The organism is Xanthomonas sp. 3058 (assembly GCF_014199765.1).
GTDB classification, from domain to species: domain Bacteria; phylum Pseudomonadota; class Gammaproteobacteria; order Xanthomonadales; family Xanthomonadaceae; genus Xanthomonas; species Xanthomonas campestris_B.
The window spans coordinates 222,930-245,063 of record NZ_JACHOF010000003.1 but is presented as its reverse complement, the minus strand read 5'-3'; the positions used below and the strand labels follow the sequence as shown (position 1 = coordinate 245,063).

General features: G+C 65.5%; 19 protein-coding genes and 1 pseudogene. 5 read left to right on the top strand and 15 right to left on the bottom strand.

All coding sequences use genetic code 11. The features are described 5' to 3' along the window. Position 1 precedes the first annotated feature (1 nt). The 4 genes from GGR61_RS06535 to GGR61_RS06520 form a co-directional block, all read right to left on the bottom strand. Positions 2–1,582: an alpha/beta hydrolase gene (locus GGR61_RS06535; protein ID WP_184620957.1), complete on the bottom strand. Its 1,581-nt coding sequence runs from the start codon at positions 1,580–1,582 to the stop codon at positions 2–4. Positions 1,583–1,640: 58 nt separating this feature from the next. Next, positions 1,641–1,841, bottom strand: coding sequence for a helix-turn-helix transcriptional regulator (locus GGR61_RS06530; RefSeq protein WP_184620852.1), 201 nt, complete (start codon positions 1,839–1,841; stop codon positions 1,641–1,643). Beyond that, on the bottom strand, positions 1,838–2,422 hold the full coding sequence (locus GGR61_RS06525; protein WP_184620851.1) for a hypothetical protein: 585 nt from the start codon (positions 2,420–2,422) through the stop codon (positions 1,838–1,840). The genes GGR61_RS06530 and GGR61_RS06525 overlap by 4 nt, the downstream gene beginning before the upstream one ends. 446 nt (positions 2,423–2,868) lie before the next feature. Next, positions 2,869–3,729 (bottom strand): ferredoxin--NADP reductase, encoded by an 861-nt coding sequence (locus GGR61_RS06520; RefSeq protein WP_184620850.1) that lies wholly within the window; start codon positions 3,727–3,729, stop codon positions 2,869–2,871. Position 3,730: 1 nt separating this feature from the next. On the opposite strand from GGR61_RS06520, the gene GGR61_RS06515 reads away from it, so the two are divergent. The 4 genes from GGR61_RS06515 (at position 3,731) to GGR61_RS06500 (ending at position 7,634) form a co-directional block, all read left to right on the top strand. After that, positions 3,731–4,759, top strand: a complete 1,029-nt coding sequence (locus tag GGR61_RS06515) for an ABC transporter ATP-binding protein (RefSeq protein WP_184620849.1) — start codon at positions 3,731–3,733, stop codon at positions 4,757–4,759. Continuing rightward, a complete protein-coding gene (locus tag GGR61_RS06510) occupies positions 4,756–5,559 on the top strand; it encodes an ABC transporter permease (RefSeq protein ID WP_184406439.1) in 804 nt (267 codons plus the stop codon). Before GGR61_RS06515 ends, GGR61_RS06510 begins: the two co-directional genes overlap by 4 nt. A 163-nt stretch (positions 5,560–5,722) precedes the next feature. Next, on the top strand, positions 5,723–6,661 hold the full coding sequence (panE, locus tag GGR61_RS06505) for a 2-dehydropantoate 2-reductase (protein WP_184406440.1): 939 nt from the start codon (positions 5,723–5,725) through the stop codon (positions 6,659–6,661). A 457-nt stretch (positions 6,662–7,118) separates the two neighbouring features. Further along, on the top strand, positions 7,119–7,634 hold the full coding sequence (locus tag GGR61_RS06500; protein WP_184406441.1) for a hypothetical protein: 516 nt from the start codon (positions 7,119–7,121) through the stop codon (positions 7,632–7,634). 6 nt (positions 7,635–7,640) lie between these two features. Here the strand turns inward: GGR61_RS06500 and GGR61_RS06495 are convergent, their stop codons facing one another. From GGR61_RS06495 to mgtE, 11 genes and pseudogenes are all read right to left on the bottom strand, one after another. After that, a complete protein-coding gene (locus GGR61_RS06495; protein ID WP_184406442.1) occupies positions 7,641–8,045 on the bottom strand; it encodes an acyl-CoA thioesterase in 405 nt (134 codons plus the stop codon). 27 nt (positions 8,046–8,072) lie between these two features. After that, a complete protein-coding gene (locus tag GGR61_RS06490; protein WP_184406443.1) occupies positions 8,073–8,525 on the bottom strand; it encodes a DUF3592 domain-containing protein in 453 nt (150 codons plus the stop codon). 40 nt (positions 8,526–8,565) lie between these two features. Continuing rightward, the gene (locus tag GGR61_RS06485; protein ID WP_184620848.1) at positions 8,566–8,892 is read right to left on the bottom strand and encodes a thioredoxin family protein; all 327 of its coding nucleotides are present in this window, start codon (positions 8,890–8,892) and stop codon (positions 8,566–8,568) included. Continuing rightward, positions 8,864–9,349, bottom strand: a complete 486-nt coding sequence (locus tag GGR61_RS06480) for a flavodoxin (protein ID WP_184406445.1) — start codon at positions 9,347–9,349, stop codon at positions 8,864–8,866. Before GGR61_RS06480 ends, GGR61_RS06485 begins: the two co-directional genes overlap by 29 nt. Positions 9,350–9,438: 89 nt before the next feature. After that, complete coding sequence (locus GGR61_RS06475) at positions 9,439–10,482, bottom strand: ribonucleotide-diphosphate reductase subunit beta (RefSeq protein ID WP_184620847.1); 1,044 nt, start codon at positions 10,480–10,482, stop codon at positions 9,439–9,441. Between the two features lie 178 nt (positions 10,483–10,660). Further along, a complete protein-coding gene (locus tag GGR61_RS06470; RefSeq protein ID WP_184620846.1) occupies positions 10,661–13,171 on the bottom strand; it encodes a ribonucleoside-diphosphate reductase subunit alpha in 2,511 nt (836 codons plus the stop codon). A 762-nt stretch (positions 13,172–13,933) separates the two neighbouring features. After that, positions 13,934–14,155, bottom strand: a pseudogene (locus GGR61_RS21355) (hypothetical protein); the annotation flags it as partial. A 308-nt stretch (positions 14,156–14,463) separates the two neighbouring features. After that, positions 14,464–15,504 (bottom strand): DUF475 domain-containing protein, encoded by a 1,041-nt coding sequence (locus GGR61_RS06465; RefSeq protein ID WP_184620845.1) that lies wholly within the window; start codon positions 15,502–15,504, stop codon positions 14,464–14,466. A 107-nt stretch (positions 15,505–15,611) separates the two neighbouring features. After that, on the bottom strand, positions 15,612–18,320 hold the full coding sequence (locus tag GGR61_RS06460; RefSeq protein ID WP_184620844.1) for a bifunctional acetate--CoA ligase family protein/GNAT family N-acetyltransferase: 2,709 nt from the start codon (positions 18,318–18,320) through the stop codon (positions 15,612–15,614). 289 nt (positions 18,321–18,609) lie between these two features. Next, the gene (locus GGR61_RS06455; RefSeq protein ID WP_184620843.1) at positions 18,610–19,263 is read right to left on the bottom strand and encodes a hypothetical protein; all 654 of its coding nucleotides are present in this window, start codon (positions 19,261–19,263) and stop codon (positions 18,610–18,612) included. Between the two features lie 32 nt (positions 19,264–19,295). Further along, the gene (gene mgtE / locus GGR61_RS06450; protein ID WP_184620842.1) at positions 19,296–20,663 is read right to left on the bottom strand and encodes a magnesium transporter; all 1,368 of its coding nucleotides are present in this window, start codon (positions 20,661–20,663) and stop codon (positions 19,296–19,298) included. A 597-nt stretch (positions 20,664–21,260) separates the two neighbouring features. Between mgtE and GGR61_RS06445 the strand changes: the two genes are divergently transcribed. After that, complete coding sequence (locus tag GGR61_RS06445; protein ID WP_184406461.1) at positions 21,261–22,091, top strand: carbonic anhydrase family protein; 831 nt, start codon at positions 21,261–21,263, stop codon at positions 22,089–22,091. The last annotated feature ends 43 nt before the right edge of the window (positions 22,092–22,134 follow it).

The following is a 22,134-nucleotide window of genomic DNA, read 5'->3' as shown; positions in this document are numbered from 1 at the left end:
CTCATGGTTCCCATCCATTGAACGAGGTGAATGCAGGCACATTGTTGAGGCTGGCCACGCACTGCGCATCCAGTGCCTTGGCATCGGCAGTCTGTAGAAACTGGCCCAGCAATTTGGGCATGCAGCCAAGCCGGAACACGCCGTGGCTCTGGCCCGGCGCCACCAGGTGCCGGCCGTTCGGCAGGCCCTGCAAGACACGTTCGGCATAGCGTGGCGGTGTCACCGGGTCCAGTTCGCCCGACAACAGCAACACCGGCAGGTTGGAGCGCAACGGTGCCGCATCGGCCGCGGGTGCCGGCGTGGCAGGCCAGGCCTTGCACGGGGCGAAGAACATCTGTGCCACCTCCGCGCCCAGTAAGGTGTCGTCCTTGCCGGTGGGCGGCGTGTAGCGGCCCGCATCCTCGCTGCACAACACCGACCATTGCATCGGGCGATTCATCTGATCGGACATGTCCGAGGCACTTATCTGCGCCAGTGCCATCAGCGAGGCGTAGCGACCGGCCGCTGCTTCGTCCAGCACCAGCGGCAATAGCGAAGCGGTTTCTGGCGCATAGGAAAACCCGAATGCCAGGCCGACCACGGTGTCGGCGGTGACCTGTTCGTGGCGCAGCGCGCCGGTGCGTGGGTCGCGGTAGTCCACCGCGACCGGCGCTTGCCGCAGCCGTTCGACGACATCCCGCAACTGCGTGCGCGTATCCACCGCAAAGCGCTTGGCGCATGCCGGTTGCTTGCGGCATTGCGCTGCCTGCAATGCGATCGCATCTTCGAAGGTGCGCGCAAATTCGCCGCCGATCACCAGATCGTTGGGCGCCACGCCATCGATCACCAGCGTGCGCGTGTGCTGCGGATAGCGCGCCGCATAGCGCTGCGCCACGCGGGTGCCGTACGAACCGCCAATCAGGTTGACCTGCTGCACGCCCAATGCCGCGCGCACCGCATCCAGGTCGCCAATGGCTTGGCGGGTGGTGAAGTAACGCGGGTCGGCATCGTTGCGCAGCCCTTGTGCGCATTGCCGTGCGTAGTTGGTCAATTGTTCGGCCGTGGCTGCGCTGTCGTTTTCCAGCGTCAGCGCCTTGCCGGCCGCATCGCGGCATTGCAGCGGATGCGATCCGCCGGTGCCGCGTTGATCGACCAGGAAGATGTCGCGCTGCTTGCGTACCTCGCGCAGCCCCATGTCCACGATCGCGGCGACCTGCGTGGCCGACTGGCCTGGTCCACCGGCAATGAAGAACACCGGGTCCGGCTTACTGCCCGCACCGGCATCGCTCTCCAGCCAGGCGATCTTCAAGTCGATGTTGCGCCCTGTCGGCACGGCCGGATTTTCCGGCACACGCAGGTGCGCGCACTGCGCCTCGATATTGCCGGCGGCGCTGCCGGAGCTCAGCGTGCACGGCGCAAACTGCAACGCGCCATAACGATTGCCTTCCGCTGTGCCGGTCTGGGTTTTTGCCGCGCGCGGCGGCGCAGTGCGCTGCACCGCTGCAGCGTTTTCCTTTGCAGGCGCGTCTGCGCGCTGACATCCGCCAGCCAGCATTGCGACCAGCACTGCCGCCACCACTGTGGGTTGCTTCACCATGTCCACCCTCTCCTGGTATTCCGTGTCCACTGACGCTGCAGTCGGTCGGATGTGACCGGCGCAGCTACTGCCCGTCTTCATACAGAAACACGTGCTCGAGCGATTCCCCGAACAACCGCGCGATGCGAAACGCCAACGGCAGGCTGGGATCGTACTTGCCGGTCTCCAGTGCATTGATGGTCTGCCGCGACACGCCAAGCCGCTCGGCCAACTCGCCTTGTGACCAGCCACTGGCCTCGCGCAATGCGCGAACCCGGCTGTTCATTGGAAACGTCGCGCGTTGATGCTCTTGGTGACGCCGTACAGCGCGCACAACATCGGGAACACCCACAGCATCGCCACCGTTGCCGGGATGTCGATCAGGTGAGCGGCCTGCAGGAAGCCACCGGTCATGTACGCGCCACTGACCAGCCCGGCCGCGATGGCGATCGATTCCAGTTCGATACGCCGTTGCATCTCGTCCGAATCGCGCACGTGCCGCGCCACCGCGCGGATCACCAACGCCACCAGCACCGCAGGCAACAACGCGATCAACACACGCGCCCAGTTGGGATCCACGCGGCCAAGCAGATATTTCCAGAACAGCATCACCACATACAACAGCATCGGCACGCCGAATTCGCGGTGATAGCGTCGCGCCAGCGCCGGTTGCGTGCTGTCTTGCAGATTGCCGCGCGATAGCCACAGCACCAGCGACAGCAGCAGGCAAAAGACACCCAGACCTGCACTGAGCCCGGCCAGATACTCGCTCAACGGCAATTGCCGCCACTGGCACAGCGCCGCAACGCCAAGCAATCCCAGGCCCAGGCAGAACGCGATCAGCGCGTTGCGATTGCAGGTGGTCATGCGCCTGGCCTGCCCTGCTCCATGGCAGGCGTGGCCCAGCGCGGGGCACAGGCGCGCTTCGATGGAGATGCCGCACATGGCTGTGTGCGATCGGCCTGCTGACGCTGCTGAGACATCCCACCCGCCTGTCAAGTACGCTTGACAGGCAAGATGCGCCGAATAGTTCCGGCTGTCAAGCGTCCTTGACATACAGATCCTGCGCGATCCGATTGCCCGGACCGTTGTCAGCGAGCGCCCGGCAAGGCGCCAAGCCGATAAGCCCGGCACCATCCGGACGCAGCTTGTCCGCACACAGCGAGACTGAGCAGGACTGGCGGCCATCGCCGTTGCGCCGCAGCCCGCCAGTGCTCGCTGCGGCACGCTCGCCATGGCCAGGGCATGACCTTGCCTGGCCAGGATCACCTGCGCGGGGCCGGCCACAGCCGCCCCGCGCGAGGCCTAAGCCCTCAGCTCTTTGCCGGCGGCGGGCTGACGTATTTCTCGCGGCGGATCTGTGCGTTCGGCAGGCCGGCTTCTTTCAGCGCGTCGATGCAGGTATCCACCATGTCCGGGTTGCCGCACAGGTAGGCGATGTCGCCTTGCCCATCGGGGGCGATGTCGGCCAGTTGCTGCTGCACGTAACCGTGGCGCACATCGGCGTGCGGCTGCTCGGGCAGTTCGCGCGAGAAGCAGGGCACGTAGCGGAACTGCGGATGCGCATCGGCGAACGCCCGGAAGTCATCGCCATACAACAGCTCGGCCGGGGTGCGCGCACCTTGCAGCAGCAGCACCTGCACGCCGCGGGTGGCGATCGCCTCGGCCAACAGCGGCAGCATCGCGCGGTACGGGGTGACGCCGGTGCCGGTGGCGATCAGCACATAGCGCCGGTTGTGGTCGCCCGGCGGCAGGCAGAAACGGCCGTAGGGCCCGCTGGCCTGCAACTGGTCGCCGATCTCCAACCCTTCGAACAGCGCGGTCGCCGCGCCACCTGGCACGAAGCTCACTGCGATATCCACCGCTTCGCCCGGTCCCAACGCATGGTCGTGGATGGTCGCCAGCGAATAGCTGCGTTTGGTTGGGGTGCCATCGGCGTTGCTGAAATGAATCTGGATGAACTGCCCGGGCTGGAAATCCAGCGGCTGCCCGTCGTCACGCACGAACTGACAGTGGGCTACGGTGGGCGCAATCATGCGCCGGTCGACAAGTTTGAGAGGAAATTGGACGGGCACGAACGTATTTAGGACAGTCTGTGATCGGGGCAACCCCCAACGGGCTTCTATAATAACGGCTGCAACTCGCTGCGCCGTCACCCTGGCGCGAAGGACCATCTTGACTGCCCCCTCCCTGACCGCAGCACCCGCGCTGCGCGTGTGCGATCTGCGCAAGACCTACGACAACGGCACCCAGGCGCTCAAAGGCGTCTCGCTGGACGTGGCGCCGGGCGATTTCTTCGCCCTGCTCGGCCCCAATGGCGCCGGCAAGTCCACCCTGATCGGCATCATCAGCTCGCTGGTGAACCTGTCTGCCGGCCAGGTGGAAGTGTTCGGCACCGACCTGGTCCGCCACCGCAGCGATGCGATGCGGCTGATCGGCCTGGTGCCGCAGGAGGTCAACTTCAACCTGTTCGAGAAGCCCTTCGACATCCTGGTCAACTACGCCGGTTTCTACGGCATGCCGCGCGCCGAGGCCGAGCGCCTGGCCGAAGCGGAGCTGCGCCGCGCGCACCTGTGGGAAAAGGCCCAGGTGATGAGCCGCACGCTGTCCGGCGGCATGAAGCGCCGGCTGATGATCGCCCGCGCGATGATGACCCAGCCGCGCCTGCTGATCCTGGACGAACCCACCGCCGGCGTGGACATCGAGATCCGCCGCGACATGTGGCGCGTGCTCAAGGAGATCAACGCCGCCGGCACCACCATCATCCTCACCACGCATTACCTGGAAGAGGCCGAGCACCTGTGCCGCAACCTGGCCATCATCAACCACGGCCAGATCGTCACCCAGGGCCCGATGCGCGAATTGCTGGCCAAGCTCGACGTGGAAGGTTTCCTGTTCGATATCGACGGCGACCTGCCGGCCGAGTTGCCGGTGATCGAAGGCACCACGCTCACCGCCATCGACGGCCACACGCTGGATCTGGACATGCCGCGCGCGATGGATCTCAATCGCGTGTTCGCCACGCTGGGCGGCGCCGGCATCCGGGTCCGCTCGATGCGCACCAAGAGCAACCGGCTGGAAGAGCTGTTCGTGCGCCTGACCGGTGACGCGCCGGTACCTGCCGATGCAGCCGCCACCGCACCCACGCCTGTTGCCCCGAATGGCACACCGCCAGCGCAGCCGCGCAGCGGAGGCCAGCCATGAACGAGATCCGCACCGTGACCGAACCCACCAACGCGCGCCGCAACTGGATTGCGCTGGGCACCATCGTGCGCCGCGAAGTGCAGCGCATCCTGCGCATCTGGGGCCAGACCCTGGTGCCGCCGGCCATCACCATGACGCTGTACTTTTTGATCTTCGGCGGGCTGATCGGTTCGCGCGTGGGCGACATGGGCGGCTACACGTACATGCAGTTCATCGTGCCGGGCCTGGTGATGATGAGCGTGATCCAGAACAGCTACGGCAACATTTCCTCCAGCTTCTTCGGCGCCAAGTTCGGCCGCCATGTGGAAGAACTGCTGGTCAGCCCGATGCCCAACTGGGTGATCCTGTGGGGCTATGTGGCCGGCGCGGTGCTGCGCGGGGTGATGGTCGGCGCGTTGGTGCTGGTCATCGCGATGTTCTTCACCCCGGTGCGCATCCCGCATCCGCTGGTCACGCTGACCACCGTGTTGCTGGGCGCGATCATCTTTTCGCTGGCCGGCTTCGTCAACGCGGTGTACGCCAAGAAGTTCGACGACGTGGCGATCGTGCCGACCTTCATCCTGACCCCGCTGACCTATCTGGGCGGCGTGTTCTACTCGGTGAAGTTGCTGCCCGGCTGGGCCGAGGCGGCCACGCATGCCAACCCGATCTTCTACATGGTCAACGCGTTCCGCTATGGCCTGCTCGGCAGCTCGGACGTGCCGATCTGGGTGGCCTACGCGCTGATGCTGGGCTTTGTCGCGGTCCTCAGCGCATTGGCGCTGTGGCTGCTGCGGCGCGGTGTCGGGCTGCGTAGCTGATGCGAACGCCGGGCGCGGGCTCTAGCGGGAAAGCGGGTTCGTAGCGGACGCTCCTTCCCCCATCCGCCCTTCGGGCACCTTCCCCCGCAGGCGGGGGAAGGGAATTGGACACGCTTGGCTGTCCGCTCCCTTTCAGTACCCCCCCTTCAGGACAGACGATTTCATGCGCATGCTCATTCTTGGCGCCGGTGGCACCGGCGGCTATTTCGGCGGGCGCCTGGCCCAGGCCGGTGTCGATGTCACCTTTCTGGTGCGCGCTGCGCGCGCTGCGCAGCTGCAGGCCGATGGCTTGCGCATCCGCAGCCCGCTGGGCGATGCACAGCTCGCGGTGGCGCATGTCACCGCGCAGGACCTGCCGGCGCTGGTGGCGCAGCGGCCGTTCGACCTGGTGATCCTCAGCTGCAAGGCCTACGACCTGGACAGCGCGATCGAGGCGATTGCGCCGGCGGTGGGCGAGCACACCACGGTGCTGCCGATCCTCAACGGCCTGCGCCATTACGCGGCGCTGGACGAACGTTTCGGCGCGGCGCGCGTGCTGGGTGGGCTGTGCTTCATCAGCGCCACCAAGGGCGAACACGGCGAGATCCTGCACCTGGGCAAGCCGGCGGCGATGACCTTCGGCGAGCGCGATGGCAGCGCCACATCGGCCCGTGTGCAGGCGCTTGCTGCGTCCTGCGTGCAGGCCGGCATCGACCATGTGGCCAGCGAACAGATCGTGCAGGAGCAGTGGATCAAGTACAGCTTCCTCACCGCGCTGGCGGCGGCCACCTGCCTGATGCGCGCGCCGGTCGGGGCGATCGTTGCCACCGACGACGGGCGTGCAGTGATCAACGGCTTGTACAACGAATGCCTGTGGGCCGCCGACGCGGCCGGGCAGTCGATTCCCGAAGCCGCGCGCGCCAAGGCGTTGCAGACGCTGTTGCAGCTGGACTCACCGTTGAAGGCCTCGATGCTGCGCGACCTGGAGGCCGGGCAGGATGTGGAAGCAGCGCAGATCGTCGGCGACATGCTCAAGCGCGTGCGCGAAACCGGGCGCAATGCGCCGTTGTTGATGGCGGCGCACGTGCATCTGCAGGCGTATCAGGTGCTGCGTCAGGCCTAATGCGGGCAGAGGACGTGCAGCGGCTGAAGGCGTGACGCGATGGCGCCCCTCATCCGCCCTTCGGGCACCTTCCCCCGCATGCGTGGGAAGGGAACGGGTAGCTCCACTGCATCGACTGCATCGACTGTATCGCTGGATGCATGGCTACAGCGCCTAGGAAACAAGGCACATCGCACTACTCCCTTCTCCCGCGAGCGGGAGAAGGTGGCGCGCAGCGCCGGATGAGGGGATTGGGCTAGCCAGGTTACTCAGCGCACAGCCCTACCCACTTTCCAAGGCGCATGACAGAGCCTGCAGCAACCAGACATGGCCGCACGCAGGCCTGACGCGACCGCATTCCCCTTATCCGCACCGCGCACAGACCTGCAGTGCGCCACGCTCATCATTCCCTTGCCTTCGCGCGGCAACGACGTGGCGCACACGATGCTCTGCGTCCCATCGCCCGTGTTGCCCCCTGATGAAACTGCTCAGCCACCTGTTCCGTGCCGGTCACCTGGTGATCCTGGCGTTTTTCGTGCTGTGCGCGGCGGGCCTGGTGGCGATGGCTGGGTTGGAGCTGTGGCACGGGTTTACGCCCGGCGGCGACATGGTGGTGCGCGACCGTTTCAACGTGGTGCTGGAAGCCATCGGCCTGCTGACCGTGGCATTGGTGACGCTGGAACTGGGCCAGACCATCTTCGAAGAAGAGATCCTGCGCGACGTCAAGGTCAGCGGACCCACCCGCGTGCGGCGCTATCTATCGCGCTTTTTCGTGGTGATCGTGATTGCGCTGGCGATCGAAACGCTGGTGTCGATCTTCGAGCTGATGCACGACGACCCGGCGAAGCTGCCGTACGCCGCAGCGGTTGGCCTGTGCGCGGCGCTGCTGCTGATCGCCTGGGGCGTGTTCGTCAAACTCAATCGCAGCGCCGAAGAGCTGGAACCCGAAGCGATGGCCGAGACCAAGCGCGAAGACCGCGAGGTCGAGGAATAAGCGCAGTCAGCCGGCGACGGCTGGCAGCGGCGGCACCGAGGTCGGCTTGCCGTCGGCATCCAGCGCGATCATCACGAAGGTACCGCGCGTGCACAACTCCCGCGCGCCACTGAGCAGATCCTCGGCGATCAGCTCCACCTCCACCTTGATCGAGCTGCGCCCGACCGACACCACCCGCGCGATGGTCTCGACCATCTGGCCCTGACGGATCGGCAGCTTGAAATCCACTTGGTCCGAGCGCGCGGTCACCACCGTGCGCCGCGCATAACGCGATGCCGCCAGAAACGCGGCCTTGTCCATCCACGCCAGCGCCTGGCCGCCGAACAGCGTGCCCATGTGATTGGTGTGGTTGGGAAACACGATCTCGGCCATGCGGGCCTCGGTCGGTGCAACGGTGGTGGTGCTGGTCATGGGGCGGGACCGTCGAGGAAGGGGCAATCAGCGTTGCAGCGTCGGCAGGAAACTCAGGTCCATGTGGTAGCGCGTGGGACGCTGCGGATCGACGAACACGCGCAGCCGTTGTCCTTCGACCAGGAACGGCTGCGGATCCACCCACAGATTGTCGCTGCGATACTCGGCTAGTGTGTTATGGGTGCGATCGTGGCGCTGGGCAAGAATGCGAAACGGATGCTGGCCGTTGACCTGCAGGGAGGGGTTGAGCTCGACCTCGACGAAGGTCGCCTCCACCACCGTGCCGTGCTGGCGTAGCCAGGCGGCACGGCGCGCATGCCACACCCGATAGCCCAGCAGGCCAGCGCCGGTACCGCCGAATACCAGGCCCAACAGCAACAGGATCCAGCGCGCCTGGTCGGGTAGCAGCGCGGCACCGACCAACATGCCCAGCCCCGCCAGCAGGAAGCTCCAGGCGACGATGGTGACGGTCGCGTTCATCGCCGGGCGCCTGCGCTACCGCAATGGACGGCCAGCATGCTCACAGCCCGCTACGAACCGCCGCTTCGACCTGCGCCGGCGACTGGAAACCGGGCAGGCGCGTCACTTCGGCGCCGTCCTTGAACAACGCCAAGGTCGGCGTCTGCCGCAGGCCGAGGTCGCGGAAGAAGTCCTCGCCCACCACTTCCAGCTTGACCTTCAACAAGGCCACACCGTCGGCCGCATCGCTGTTGGCGAACTTGTCCAGCGACATGTCGAGCATGCGGCAACCGGGGCAGTTGTCCTTGTAGAAATCCACCAGCGCGCGCGGATGCGCGGCCAGGGTCTGGGTGTAGTGCTCAGGCGACGTGACGGTAATGGTGTGCATCATGGGGATCGTGTTTGCATTGGGCCAGAACCTCGTCGGTCCAGGCGGCGATGGCCTGCGCGTCGCGCTGGCCGTGGGGCATCTGTTCGATGGTCAAGCGCGGAAACGGGCTGGCGAAGAACTGTGCGATGCGATGCACCGCACCGCAAAAATAGTCCTCGCCCCACTGCGTTTCGCCGGTGCCGAACACGGCCACCTGCGGTGGCTTGCCCAGCGTTTCGACCAACTCGACGATGAAGCGTTTCATCTCCGACGGCGTACGCCCGCCGTTGTCGGTCCAGCTGCCAAACAGAAAAAGATCGTACTGTCCCGGCGCATGCGGCACCTGCTCCAGCCGCTGCACATCCGTCTCCAGCCAGGTCACCGTGTGCCCGGCCGCCTCACAGTGCAGCGCGACACTGCGCGCCACATCGCGGGTATTGCCGCTCAACGATGCCAGGGCCAGCAGGATGTTCATGGGGCGGGGAATTGGGAGTGGAGAATGGGGAATCGGAAGAGCGCGGTGTTGTCTGCTTTTGCCATTCCCGATTCCCTATTCCCGATTACTCACAGATCGTCGAAGCCGTTATCCGAATTGGTCTTCTTGTACGAGGCATTCCGCATCTCGAAGAAGTCGGTCTTGGTCTCGGTGAAGTTGTCGGCGTAGGCCTTGATCCACGGCATTACGTTGTCGTTGGCGCCTTCGTACAGCTTCTCGATGCCGAGCATGCCGGCCATCTTGTTGGCGCGGTACTTCACGTAGCGGATCATCTCGTCCACGTCGATGCCGTCGATGCCGTCCAGCACTTCGGCCGTCCAAACCGTTTCCAGGTCGATCGCGTGCTCGAAGGCCTTGTGCACGTAGTCGGTGAGCTGGTCGCCCTGCAGCTGCTGGTTTTCGCCGATGATGGCGCGAATCAACTCGCTGATGAACTTCGAATGCGCCAGCTCGTCGCGGTTGATGAAGCTGATGATCTTGCCGGTGCCGGTCATGCGGTTCTGGCGGACCAGATTGTAGAAATACGCAAAGCCGGAATAGAAGTTGATGCCTTCCAGGATCGAGGACTGGATCAGCGCGCGGATCAGCGTTTCGGCCGTCTTGTCGCGCATGAAGTCTTCGTAGGCGCCCATGATCGGCGCATTGCGCTTGATGATGGTCGGGTGCATGCGCGCGATTTCGAACACGCGGTTCTGGTCGGCCAGGCCGGTGATCGAGGCCAGCACATAGCTGTAGCTCTCGTTATGGATCACTTCCTGCTGGCCGATGATCGCGGCATTGGCATGCGCGGCCGGGTCGGTGATGTATTCGGCAACGTTGTAGATGAAGCGCGTCTGCGGCGAATCCAGCGTGGCCAGCAAGCCGATGATCGAATCGTAGGCGTTCTTTTCGCGCGCCGACAGCTCGTTGTACTGGCGCGCATCGCCCTTCATGTCCACTTCGTCGGGGATCCAGAAGTTGGTCGACAGCTCCTTGTAGGCCCGATAGAAGGACGGGTACGGGATGTCGTTCCAGTTGAGGATGCCGGAAGTTTCGCCATTGATGATGGCGGTGGAGCGGTTCGGGTGACGCGGCTCCAGGATCTTGATGCGTTCAAGCGGTGTTGCGGACATGGGTCTTTACTCGTCTTTCAGGCGTCGCGCGCGCGTGCAGCAGGGACGACGGCAGCAATCGTTCTGGAGGAAAGCCCCCTGAGTCAGGGGGCGCGCCAAAGGCGCGGGGTGTGGGGGCTGATGAAGCAGGGTCCACGGTTCGCAACGCGAACCGTGGAAGCGAAAGCGCGAATGCGCTTTAGCTACTGCACCACTCGCATTCGCTGATGTCGATATCGTTGGAACGCACGTAGTACGTGGTCTTCAAGCCTTCGCGCCAGGCGGTCATGTGCAGATCCAGCAACGTGCTCGCACGGATGGTGCTGGGCACGTAGAAGTTGAAGCTGATCGACTGGTCGACGTGGCGCTGGCGACGCGCGTTCTGGCGCACGCTGGCGAACTGGTCGACCTTGTAGGCGCCCTTTTCGTAGTACGGCCAGGTTTCCAGCGACAGGCCGGGCGCGGCGACCGGACGACGGAAGTCCTTCTTCTCTTCGTAGTAGAACGCGCTATAGATCGGGTCGATCGAGGCGGTAGAGCCGGCGATCTGTGCGGTGCTCATGTTCGGCGCAACCGCCAGCATCCAGGCATTGCGCACGCCGTTGACGGCCACCTGCGCCGACAGCTCCAGCCACTGCGGGCTGTTGTAGTCGCGCGCACGGAAGTACTCGCCGGTGTGCCAGTCGCTGCCGCGGAACACGCTGTAGGTGCCCTTTTCCTTGGCCAGCTCCATGCTCGCCTGGACGGTCAGATAGTTGATGCGCTCGTACAGCTCGTCGCTGTAATCCTCGGCTTCCTTGGCATTCCAATGGATGGACTTCTGCGCCAGCAAGTGATGCCAACCGAAGGTGCCCAGACCGATGGCGCGGTACTTCTGGTTGGTGATGGTGGCCTGCGGCACCGGCAGCTGATTCAGATCGATCACGTTGTCGAGCATGCGCACCTGGATCGGGATCAACCGTTCCAGCACGTCGGCGCCCAGCAGATCGGCCTGGTCGTCCTGCGCGATGATCGCGCGGCCCAGGTTGATCGAGGACAGGTTGCACACGACGAAGTCGCCCGCCTTCTTGGTGGTGACGATCTGATTGCCGCTGATGATCTCCTGCATCATCCGCGTCGGGCTCATGTTCTGCAGGATCTCGGTGCACAGGTTGGACGAATAGACCATGCCCTCGTGCTTGTTCGGATTCTTGCGATTGACTTCATCGCGATAGAACATGAACGGGTTGCCGGTTTCCAGCTGGCTGACCATGATGCGCTTGAAGATTTCGATCGCCTTGACGGTCTTGCGCGTGATGCGCTCGTCGGCGACGACTTCCTCGTACTTGCGACGGAAGCTGCTGTTGGCGTCGCCCTTCTTCTCGTCGTAGAAATCCTGCAGGTACCAGCCCTTGATCCGCTTCACTTCGTGCGGATCGAACAGGTACCAGTCGCCGCGACGCTCGACCGCTTCCATGAACAGGTCGGGGATGCACACCGAGGTGAACACGTCGTGCGCGCGCAGGCGCTGGTCGCCATTGTTCAGGCGCAGATCCAGGAACGACTCGATGTCGCGGTGGAAGATGTCCAGATAGACCGCGATGGCGCCCTTGCGCTGGCCCAGCTGATCCACCGACACCGCGGTGTTGTTGAGCTGCTTGATCCACGGCACCACGCCGCCGGAGGAATTGGACACGCCACGGATCGCCGAACCCGACGAACGCACATAGCCCAGATACGCGCCCACGCCGCCGCCGTGCTTGGACACGCGCGCCACGTCGGTGTTGGAGTCGTAGATGCCTTGCAGGCTGTCGTCGACGGTGTCGATGAAGCAGCTCGACAGCTGGCCGCCGACCTTGCCGGCATTGGCCAGCGTCGGCGTTGCCACGGTCATGTACAGGTTGGACAGCGCCCAGTAGGCCTCGCCCACCAGCTGCATGCGGCGCTCGCGGCTGCCCTTGCCGTTGCCGATCTCGTCCTGCATCAGATACAGCGCAATGGTCAGCCAACGCTCCTGCGGCAGCTCGAACACGCCGCGCGAGTTGTCGGTGGCCAGGTAACGGGTGGCCAGCAGGTACAGGCCGTTGTAGGCGAACAAGTTGTCGCGCTCGGGCGCGATCATCTTGCCGGCTTCGATCAGCTCGTCCTTGGAATAGCGACGCAGGATGTCGTTGGAATAGACATTGCGGTCGGCCAGGCTCTCCTGCAAGCCGACGAACGAGCCGTACTTCTGGCTGGCGTCGTAGAAGCGGTTACGGCTGGCGCGCTTGTACAGGCGGCGCAGGTACAGACGCGCAGCGAAGTGCTCCCACTCCGGGGTGGTCAGATCGACGCGGGCCTCGGCCTCGCGGATCAGGTGGTCCACCAGGTCGTCGGCGTTGACGCTGTCCTTGCGATCGACGAAGCCGAACACCGAACGCTTGTAGTCGGCCACGTCCAGCTGCGGGAATTCGGCATGGATCTGGTCGATGGCGCGCTCCAGGCGCTGCGGCTCGAACGGGATCTTGCGGTTGCCGGCTTCCTTGGTGATCCAGGTGGCGACGGCTTGTTCTTCGATGGTCTGTGCGTGCATTGCAATGGCTTGGCGGGGAGGCGGCACGATGTCCGACGGGTCGGTCAATTCCGGCGCGCCGCAACCGGGCGCGCTGACGCTGGCTGGAACGCTGGCGGAAACGCTGTTGGGTGCTGCGGTGCCGGCGGCGATCGCGGCAAGGGTGTCGTTGGTGGTCATGCGTCCTCCATGCGTAGGCACACGAACCCGCTGGGGACGGGCTGCGACCGGATCCGGACTCCCTGGACAGCGATGACGGTGCGGGACGACCAGCACGCAAGACCCACGGTCTGCGGCGGCATCGCCATCACCAGCCATCTCCTCACCGGAGATTCCACGGCCGCCACCGCGCGGTGTGCTGTCGCGCGGTGGTCGGTGGCGAAACAACCGCAACCCCATCGGCCCACGCAGTCCGCTCCACGGCGTTGCCCTGGATGGCTGGATGAAACCGAATGCGGTTGCGGCGAGGAGGCTGATCGACCGCGTACCTAACGCAGATCGTGCTCTTTCAGGTCCAGCTGCTTGGGGCAGCCAACCACCGACTCCCCCAAGATAGTGGGGTACCCGCGAGGGGTCAACACATAATGTGGGGAAAGCCCGTAAACCCTTGTGGTGCAAAGCGCCATCTGACGAACGGTCGATTCACCACCGCGAACTGCCCAATCCGCGTGCGCAGTCAAGGGCCGGGCGAGCGTTTTTGCTGACTGGTTGGGTCCGGTTGGGTTAGCTGCGACACGCATCGATGCTGAAGCCGGTCACAGTCGGCCGTGACTGCCGCGGGCGCCATGCCCGCAGCACGCGCCAATAGACTTCACCAGCGGAGAGCGCTTACAAGCTGGCACCGGCCCGGGCGATCGGTCGGCGACGGAGCGATGTCAGGCGGCACGCCCAGCAACGGGAGGAACTCGCCACTGCCGAATCCAGGTGGGAAGCCCCGTTCCTCTATTGGGCGTTGCGGTCGAGGGCGCGGTGCCCTCGCCGCTCGCGGGACACGCCGTGAACCCGTCCGTGGGGGCTCGGTGGCGGCATCCATGCCGCCACACGGTCCCGCAAGCGGCGAGGACACCGCACCAGAAAGTTTGCTGGCTGCTTTGTTGAAAACCAAGCGCACCGATCAACTCTACTGGTCCTTGCCCGCTCACCGTCGCGGGACCTTACGCGGCATGGATGCCGCGTAAGCGCCTACAAGGACGTACTTGCGGCGTGTCCCGCGAGGGTGGGCGGGCAAGGGCCTTGCAGCAAACTCAAAGCGTCGAAGACACCGCACCAGACAGTTGCCGGTTGTTTTGTTGAAAACCGCGCACACCGGCCATCTCGACTGGTCCTTGTCCGCCCGCCGTCGCGGGACCTTACGCGGCATGGATGCCGCGTAAGAGCCTACAGGGACGTACTTGCGGCGTGTCCCGCGAGGGTGGGCGGGCAAGGGCCTTGCAGCCAAGTCTCAGATCAGCGGCGCCCGCCAATGCGCGCCATCAGATCTCGGTCGGGCCGACGTGGTGGCGCTTGCGGTAGCGGATCGACGACCACACCGAGGCGGCGATGAAGGCCACCCCGATCAGGCCGGTCAGCACCTCCGGCACGTGGTAGACGGTACCGACCAGCATGATGATCGCCAGCACGCCGATGGCGTAATGCGCGCCGTGCTCCAGGAACACGAACTCGTCCAGCGTGCCCTTGTGCACCAGGTAGACCGTCATCGAACGCACGAACATCGCGCCGATCGCCAGGCCCAGCATGATGATGACCACATCGCGGGTGATCGCGAACGCGCCGATCACCCCGTCGAACGAGAACGAGGCATCCAGCACTTCCAGGTAGAGGAAGGCGGCAATGCCCGAACGCTTGGCCGGGCCCATGCCGTCTTCGCTCTCTTCGGCCTCGAACAGGGCGTCCACGCTGCCGACCAGCAGATACAGCAGGATGCCGCCCAGGCCGGCGAACAGCACGCTCTGGAAGATCTCATTGGGCAGGAACACCTTGGTGCCCAGCAGCACCGTCACCGCCACGATCACCGACATCGCATCGGCCTTGCCCAGCTTGCCGACCAGCCGTTCCACCGGGCCGAGCCAGTGCAGCTTGCGCTCCTGGTCGAACAGGAAGTTGAGGAACACCAGCAACAGGAACATGCCGCCGAAGGCGGCGATCGACGGATAGTGGTCGGTCAATACCTGGCTGTAACGGTCCGGCTCCTTGAGCGCCATCTGCATCACCGGCACCAGGCCCATGCCGGTGGCCACCGACACGATCACGATCGGGAACACCAGGCGCATGCCGAACACCGCGATCAGGATGCCCACGGTGAGGAACAACTTCTGCCAGAACGCGTTCATGTGCTTGAGCACACCGGCGTTGACCACCGCATTGTCGAACGACAACGACACTTCCAGCACGCTCAGCACCAGACACAGCCACAACGCCTGCCACAGGCCCATCGAGGTGGTGTGGCCCCACCAGGCGGCGACGCCGAGGCAGATCGCTGTAACCAAGAACGACATTCTGAAATCGCGAAACATTGACACTCCCAGGCGGGCCGAGACGACAGCCGGAGCAACGGGCCAGGGCAAGGCCCGGCAGATCCGGCGTGCGGTGGAGGATGGGGGAACCGTGGCGTGACGTAACGTCAGGCCGGGCGCGGCTCGCCCATTATAGGGAGTGTCACCGCCATCAGGGTCGCATCGTCCGGATCCGGGCGTACCCCGAAGCCCAGGCTCTGGCACATCGCCAGCATGGTGCGGTTCTCGCGCAGCACCTGGCCTTCGATCTGCTTCAGGCCCAGCCAGCGCGCGTACTCGATCATGATGCGCATCAGCTGCCAGCCGATGCCGTGGCCCTTGAGGTCGGAGCGGATCAGGATGCCGTACTCGCCGCCCTCGTAGTCGGCATCGGCATGCAGGCGCACCGCGCCGAGCATGTCGCCGCTCTTGGGGTCGATGGCCACCAGCGCGATCGAGCGCGCGTAATCGAGCTGGGTCAGCCGGGCGATGAATTCGTGGCTGAAATGCTTGACCGACTGGAAGAACCGTAGCCGCAGATCTTCGTCGGTGACCCGCGCGAAGAACGCGCGGAACAGCGCGTCGTCTTCCGGGCGCACCGGGCGCACCAGCACATGCGTGCCATCGCCCAGGCCGATCTGGCGCTCCCATTCCTTCGGATACGGGAAGATCGCAAAGCGCGGATGGCCGCGTCCCTTGTGCAGCTTGCGCGCCGGCGCCACCGCCACGCGCGCGTCCAGCGCGATCACGCCATCGCGGTCGGCCAGCAGCGGGTTGATATCCAGCTCGGTGATTTCGGGGATGTCGGCGGCCAGCTGCGCCAGCTTGACCAGCACCAGCGCCACCGCGCGCTCGTCGGCCGCCGGCACATCGCGGTAAGCCTTGAGGATGCGCGAGACGCGCGTGCGACCGATCAATTCATGGGCCAGGCGCAGGTCCAGCGGCGGCAAGGCCAGTTCGCGGTCGTTGATGACTTCCACCGCGGTGCCGCCGCGGCCGAACACGATCGCCGGGCCGAACACCGGGTCGTCGGCAATGCCGGCGATCAGTTCGCGCGCCTTGGGCCGCAGCACGGTGGGCTGCACGATCACGCCCTCGATGACGGCGTTGGGGTGTGCGGCGCGCGCACGCGCCAGGATGCCGTCCGCCGCCTCGCGCACCGCCGCCACGCTGGACAGGTTCAGGCGCACGCCATCCACATCGGACTTGTGCGCGATGTCGCTGGACAGCACCTTCAAGGTCACCGTGCGGCCGACGGCCAGCAGCGGGTCGGCCAGCAACGCCGCCTCGTTGGCGGTGGCGGCCACCTGCAGCGGCACGATCGGGATGCCGTAGGCGGCCAGCAGGCGGTTGGTGGCGACCGGGTCCAGCCAGCGCCGGCCGGCGGCCAAGGCCTCATCGACCACCGCGCGCGCGATGCCGGCATCCACCACGAAATCTTCCGGCAGGCTGGGCGGGGTCTCCATCAACGCCGCCTGCGCCTCGCGGTAGCGCACCAGGTGAGTGAAGCCGCGCACCGCGTCCGATTCGGTCGCATAGGTCGGCACGCGCGCGGCATTGAGCGCGGCGATCGCCTGATCGTCCTGGCCCAGCCATACCGCGAATACCGGCTTTTCGCGCTGATAGCGGTCGCGTTGGTCCAGCGCGCGGGTCAGCGCCTTGGCCGCATCGGCCGAGGAGGTGAACGCAGTGGGCACATTGACCACCAGCAGCGCGTCGTTCTCCGGGTCGTCCAGTAGCGCTTCGATCGCCGCCGCGTAACGTGGCCCGTCGGCGTCGACGATGATGTCCACCGGATTGCTGCGCGACCAGCCTTCGGGCAGCGATTGATCCAACCGCTCCAGGGTCTTGGCCGACAACTCGGCCAGGGTGCCGCCGCGCAGCACCAGCTGGTCCACCGCCAGCTGCCCCACCCCGCCGCCATTGCTCAGGATGGCCAGGCGCCTGCCCGGAAAACTGCCGAGCCGGCCCAGGGTTTCGGCGGCGGCGAACAACTCGTCCAGTGCGCCCACCCGCAACAGGCCGGCACGTGCGAATGCCGCGCCATATACCGCATCCGAGCCGGCCAGCGCCTGCGCGTGGGTGTCGGCATTGGGATTGATGCGGAACTGGCGGCCGGACTTGACCACCACCACCGGTTTGGCGCGCGCGGCGGCACGCGCGGCCGACATGAACTTGCGCGCATCGCCGATGCGTTCGACATACAGCAGGATCGCGCGGGTGCGGTAGTCGGTGGCGAAGTAATCGAGCAGGTCGCCGAAGTCCACATCCAGCGTGTCGCCCAGCGACACCACCGCCGAGAACCCCACCGAGCGCGCCACGCCCCACTCCACCAGCGCCGCGGCAATGGCGCTGGATTCGGAGATCAGCGCCAGATCGCCGGCCTGCGGGCAATGTGCGGCGATGCTGGCATTGAGCCGCGCATGCGGGGCGATCACACCCAGGCAGTGCGGGCCGAGAATGCGCATGCCCTTGGCCCGCGCCGCCGCTTCCATGCGCGCGGCCGGCGAGCCGGGGCCGCTGCCGAGACCGGCGGTCAGGATGATCGCTGCGGCCACGCCGCGCCGTGCGGCAATCGAGACGATGCGCGGCACGATGCGCGCCGGCGCGGTGATCACCACCAGATCTGGCACCCAGGCCAGATCGGTCAAGCGCGCCACCGTGCGCACGCCATCGATCTCGCTGTAACGCGGGCTCACCCAACCGATCTGCCCCGGAAACCCGGCCGCGCGCAGGTTGCGCACCACCGCGCGCCCGGCCGAGCGATCACGCGGACTGCCGCCGACCACCGCCACGGTGCTGGGGCGGAAGACCTGTTGCAGGTGATAGGTACTCATCGTGCGGGGGAGAACAATGCCATCGCGCTACGGTACACGCACTGCCGTGCGAGGGCATACGGCAAGGTTGGCGAACGCGAGATGGCGGACAGCCGACGGGTGCGCGTGTCCCCTGCGGCCAGGGACTTGGCGCAGCCGTCTCGCGGCATGACCGCCGTCGACAATCGTCGATCGTTTCCTCCGAAGACCGTTCGGGCTGGTGATTCGTTTGGCTGGTCAGTGCACCACTGCCTGCACCGTCGTCATGCCTGCCGCAGCGCAGCGCGGTGCCCGACCTGTCGATGCCTGCCTACTTCGAAAGTGTCGAGGTCGATGTGCGGCAACGCTGGGCGCCGTAAGCCACCGAATAGGGTTCGTCGTAGCATTTGATCAGGCCATCGACGACATCCAGGTTTGGTGGCCAGCGCATCTTCATCTCAGCCCGGCCCTTCTCGGCGGGAAAAACCAGATAGCCATCCTGCAACGGCGGCATGTCCTTGGCCTGCGGATAGGGCACCGACGCAAGCTGCGCACGTGCGGCATCCAGACTGGCGCGATCGCGTTTGAGGAACGCGAGCATCGCATCCACATACAGATTCCAGCCGGCGAGATCCTCGGCGGCTGGCTTGTAAGACTTTTCGAACAAGGCGATCGCCTGTGCCGTTTGACCGGCCTCTGCACGCATCTGGCCTTCGTGCCAGGTCACGATGCCGCCAGTGATCGCATGCGCCAGGCGATACTCGCGCAGCAGATCGGCGGCAACCAGGGTGCAGCCGGGGCGGTCGGCGATGGCGCGCCAGCCGCCCTGCATGTCCTGGTCGAAGGCGTTCTCATCCAGCGCCAGCATGGCGGCGCGATCATAGGCGCAGGCCGGCGGATGGGCCTGTTCGGCCCATCCTGGCTGCGACATGGCGACCAGCAACGCACCCGCCCAAAGTAGATACCGCAGCGCCTTGTTGCCCATCGCGATCTCCTTATCGGTCGTGTTGGCAGACCTTACAACAACGTTCCGCTCAAGATGGCCGCCGCAATGCTGAAATAAATCACCAGGCCGGTGACATCCACCAACGTGGCCACGAACGGGGCCGAGGCGCTGGCCGGGTCGAAGCCGAAGCGTTGCAGCACGAACGGCAGCATCGAGCCGGATAGGGAGCCGAAGGTGACGATGCCGATCAGCGCCGCACCGATGGTCAGCGCCACCATCTGCCAGTGTGGGCCGTAGTCGTACATGCCGGCGGTCTGCCAGATGGTGATGCGCACGATCGCCAGCAGGCCCAGGATGGTGCCCAGGGTGAGCCCGGTCGGCAGCTCGCGCAGGGCCACCTTCCACCAGTCGCCCAGACGCAATTCGCGTAATGCCAGCGAGCGGATCAGCAGCGAGGTGGCCTGCGAACCGGAGTTGCCGCCCGAGCTCATGATCAGCGGAATGAACAGGGTCAGCACCACCGCCTTGGACAACTCGTTCTCGAAGTGCTGCATCGCGCTGGCAGTGAGCATTTCGCCCAGAAACAGCACGCTCAGCCAGCCGGCACGCTTCTTGATCATCTGCCCGAAGCCGATCTGCATGTAGGGCTTGCCCAACGCCTCCATGCCGCCGAACTTGTGCACGTCCTCGGTGGATTCGGCGATCAGCGCGTCCAGCACATCGTCCACGGTGACGATGCCCAGCACATGGCCGTGCGCATCCACCACCGGGATGGCGAGCAAGTCGTGGCGACGGATCAAACGGGCGACTTCTTCCTGGTCCAGCGCCGGGTCCACGGTGACCGGCGGGTTGACCTGCGCCACGTCCAGGATCGGTGCCTCCGGCGCGCCGGTGATCAGCCGACGCATGGTGACGACCTGGGTCAGCACGCGGCTGTGCGGGTCGAGCAGATAGATCGCGTAGACCGTCTCGCGGCTGCGCTCCACCTCGCGGATGTGCTGCAGGGTGCGGCCCACCGTCCAGTCGGCCGGCACCGCCACGAATTCGGTGGTCATCAGCGCACCGGCGGTATTGGGCGGGTAGCGCATCAACGCCTGGATCGACAGCCGCGCCTCGGCGCTGAGCAGCCACAGCAACGGCGCACGCTGCTCGGCGTCCAGGCCATGGAAGATGTCGGTGGCGCGGTCGTCGGCCATCTGCCCGAGCAACGACGCGGCCTGCTCGGCCGGCAGTTGCGCGACCAGGGCGCTGGCGTCGTGCAGCTCGGGTTGTTCGAGCAATTTCACCGCGCGCGGTTGCGGCAGCGCGGCCAGCACATGTGCGGCATCGTCGCGGTCGAGGGTGTTGAGGTATTCCACCGCATCGGCCGTGTTGCGGTCGGCCAGGGGTGCGATCAAGGCATCGACGCCTTGGGCAAGGCGCAGGGGTTCGTCGTACATGGTGGTTCGCCTGATGACGACCGTCGTCGATGACAGCCGGCGAACCTGAAGCCTCAGGCGCGCATCAGCTGGGTCATCGACCCGGGTCTAGGGTGACTGTCGCTGGACATGAGGTAAGGGCTCCGAAAGTGCGTACCGACCGATGGTTCGGGCGGCGGCGCGGCGCAGTCTGCGCGCCTGAGCTGGCTTGGTCAATGCCCTGCAGGACGCCCGTTTAAGTGGGCCTCCCGAATGCCGATCCGGCAGACCGCGATGCCCGCGCGCGCCGCCCATGCCGACCTTCGCACTGCTGGCGCAGGCCGGATCGCCCTGCATCCCCCTCCGATATCGTCGGCAGTGGTGCGCCTGCGGCAGGCGCCATCGATGCGATCGCCGGGCGGCGAACCGGTGCGTACACGACGCCGGCATGCACTTGACGTGCAGGCACGTCCCATCGGCGCACAGCCAGGGACGCGGCGAGCGGCCGTCGTAGAACTGTGCTGGCGGCCGCAGTTCATTGCTACAGTCCGCTTCGCACATTGCCGGTATCGCGGCGTTCTCTGCTATGGCGTCGGCCATCGCATCCACATTGCCATCGCGTCCTTTCGGGAGTTACCCATGCCCTCTTCCAGGTCTTTTCTGTTACGTCGCATCATCCCGGTGTGCCTGTGCCTGTGCGTGGCCGCTGGCTGGGGCGCGATGGCCACGGCGCAGACCCAGCTGCCCGCCAGCATGCCGGTGGACGCGCACGAAACCGCACCGCACACCGGGCACGAGTGGGGCTACACCGGCCCGCAAGGCGCCGAACACTGGGCCGAGCTGGCGAAGGAAAATGCGCTGTGCGGCAACGGACAGCAGAACAGCCCGATCGATTTGAAGGCCGCCATCGACGCCAATCTGGGCAGCTTGCTGCTGGATTACACCGCCGTACCGCTGGCGGTGCGCAACACCGGCCATTCCATCCAGCTGGATCTGCATGACGGCGGCAAGATGGCCACCGGCGGAAAGCAGTACGAGGTCTTGCAACTGCATTTCCATCATCCAAGCGAGCACTTATTGAACGGCCGGCGTTTTCCGATGGAAGCCCATATCGTGCACCAGGGCCCGGACGGAACGCTGGGCGTGCTGGCGATCTTCTTCGAAACCGGCAAGGCCAATCCGGCCTTCCAGCGCGTGCTCGATGCCATGCCCAAGGACAAGGACCGGACGCAACTGGTCGCCAACGCCTCGATACGTGCCAGCGATTTCCTGCCCGCCGATCATCGGCATTTCTTTCGCTACGAAGGATCGCTGACGACGCCACCGTGCAGCGAAACGGTGGACTGGGTGGTCCTCGATCATCCGGTGCAGGTGTCGGAAGCGCAGATCAATGCATTCGAACGCGTCTATCCGTTCAATGCCCGCCCGCTGCAGCCGCTGGATCGCCGCTTCCTGCTCAAAAGCCGGTAATCGCCCGATCCGAGCGTATTCAACGCACGACGGCAGCGCACGC

What these genes read in the sequence shown, in the direction of transcription:
- GGR61_RS06530 (WP_184620852.1), bottom strand. Translation starts at nt 1,841, where the DNA reads ATGAACAGCCGGGTTCGCGCATTGCGCGAGGCCAGTGGCTGGTCACAA.
- GGR61_RS06525 (WP_184620851.1), bottom strand. Translation starts at nt 2,422, where the DNA reads ATGACCACCTGCAATCGCAACGCGCTGATCGCGTTCTGCCTGGGCCTG.
- GGR61_RS06520 (WP_184620850.1), bottom strand. Translation starts at nt 3,729, where the DNA reads ATGGTCCTTCGCGCCAGGGTGACGGCGCAGCGAGTTGCAGCCGTTATT.
- GGR61_RS06510 (WP_184406439.1), top strand. Translation starts at nt 4,756, where the DNA reads ATGAACGAGATCCGCACCGTGACCGAACCCACCAACGCGCGCCGCAAC.
- panE (WP_184406440.1), top strand. Translation starts at nt 5,723, where the DNA reads ATGCGCATGCTCATTCTTGGCGCCGGTGGCACCGGCGGCTATTTCGGC.
- GGR61_RS06500 (WP_184406441.1), top strand. Translation starts at nt 7,119, where the DNA reads ATGAAACTGCTCAGCCACCTGTTCCGTGCCGGTCACCTGGTGATCCTG.
- GGR61_RS06495 (WP_184406442.1), bottom strand. Translation starts at nt 8,045, where the DNA reads ATGACCAGCACCACCACCGTTGCACCGACCGAGGCCCGCATGGCCGAG.
- GGR61_RS06490 (WP_184406443.1), bottom strand. Translation starts at nt 8,525, where the DNA reads ATGAACGCGACCGTCACCATCGTCGCCTGGAGCTTCCTGCTGGCGGGG.
- GGR61_RS06485 (WP_184620848.1), bottom strand. Translation starts at nt 8,892, where the DNA reads ATGCACACCATTACCGTCACGTCGCCTGAGCACTACACCCAGACCCTG.
- GGR61_RS06480 (WP_184406445.1), bottom strand. Translation starts at nt 9,349, where the DNA reads ATGAACATCCTGCTGGCCCTGGCATCGTTGAGCGGCAATACCCGCGAT.
- GGR61_RS06475 (WP_184620847.1), bottom strand. Translation starts at nt 10,482, where the DNA reads ATGTCCGCAACACCGCTTGAACGCATCAAGATCCTGGAGCCGCGTCAC.
- GGR61_RS06470 (WP_184620846.1), bottom strand. Translation starts at nt 13,171, where the DNA reads ATGACCACCAACGACACCCTTGCCGCGATCGCCGCCGGCACCGCAGCA.
- GGR61_RS06465 (WP_184620845.1), bottom strand. Translation starts at nt 15,504, where the DNA reads ATGTTTCGCGATTTCAGAATGTCGTTCTTGGTTACAGCGATCTGCCTC.
- GGR61_RS06460 (WP_184620844.1), bottom strand. Translation starts at nt 18,320, where the DNA reads ATGAGTACCTATCACCTGCAACAGGTCTTCCGCCCCAGCACCGTGGCG.
- GGR61_RS06455 (WP_184620843.1), bottom strand. Translation starts at nt 19,263, where the DNA reads ATGGGCAACAAGGCGCTGCGGTATCTACTTTGGGCGGGTGCGTTGCTG.
- mgtE (WP_184620842.1), bottom strand. Translation starts at nt 20,663, where the DNA reads ATGTACGACGAACCCCTGCGCCTTGCCCAAGGCGTCGATGCCTTGATC.
- GGR61_RS06445 (WP_184406461.1), top strand. Translation starts at nt 21,261, where the DNA reads ATGCCCTCTTCCAGGTCTTTTCTGTTACGTCGCATCATCCCGGTGTGC.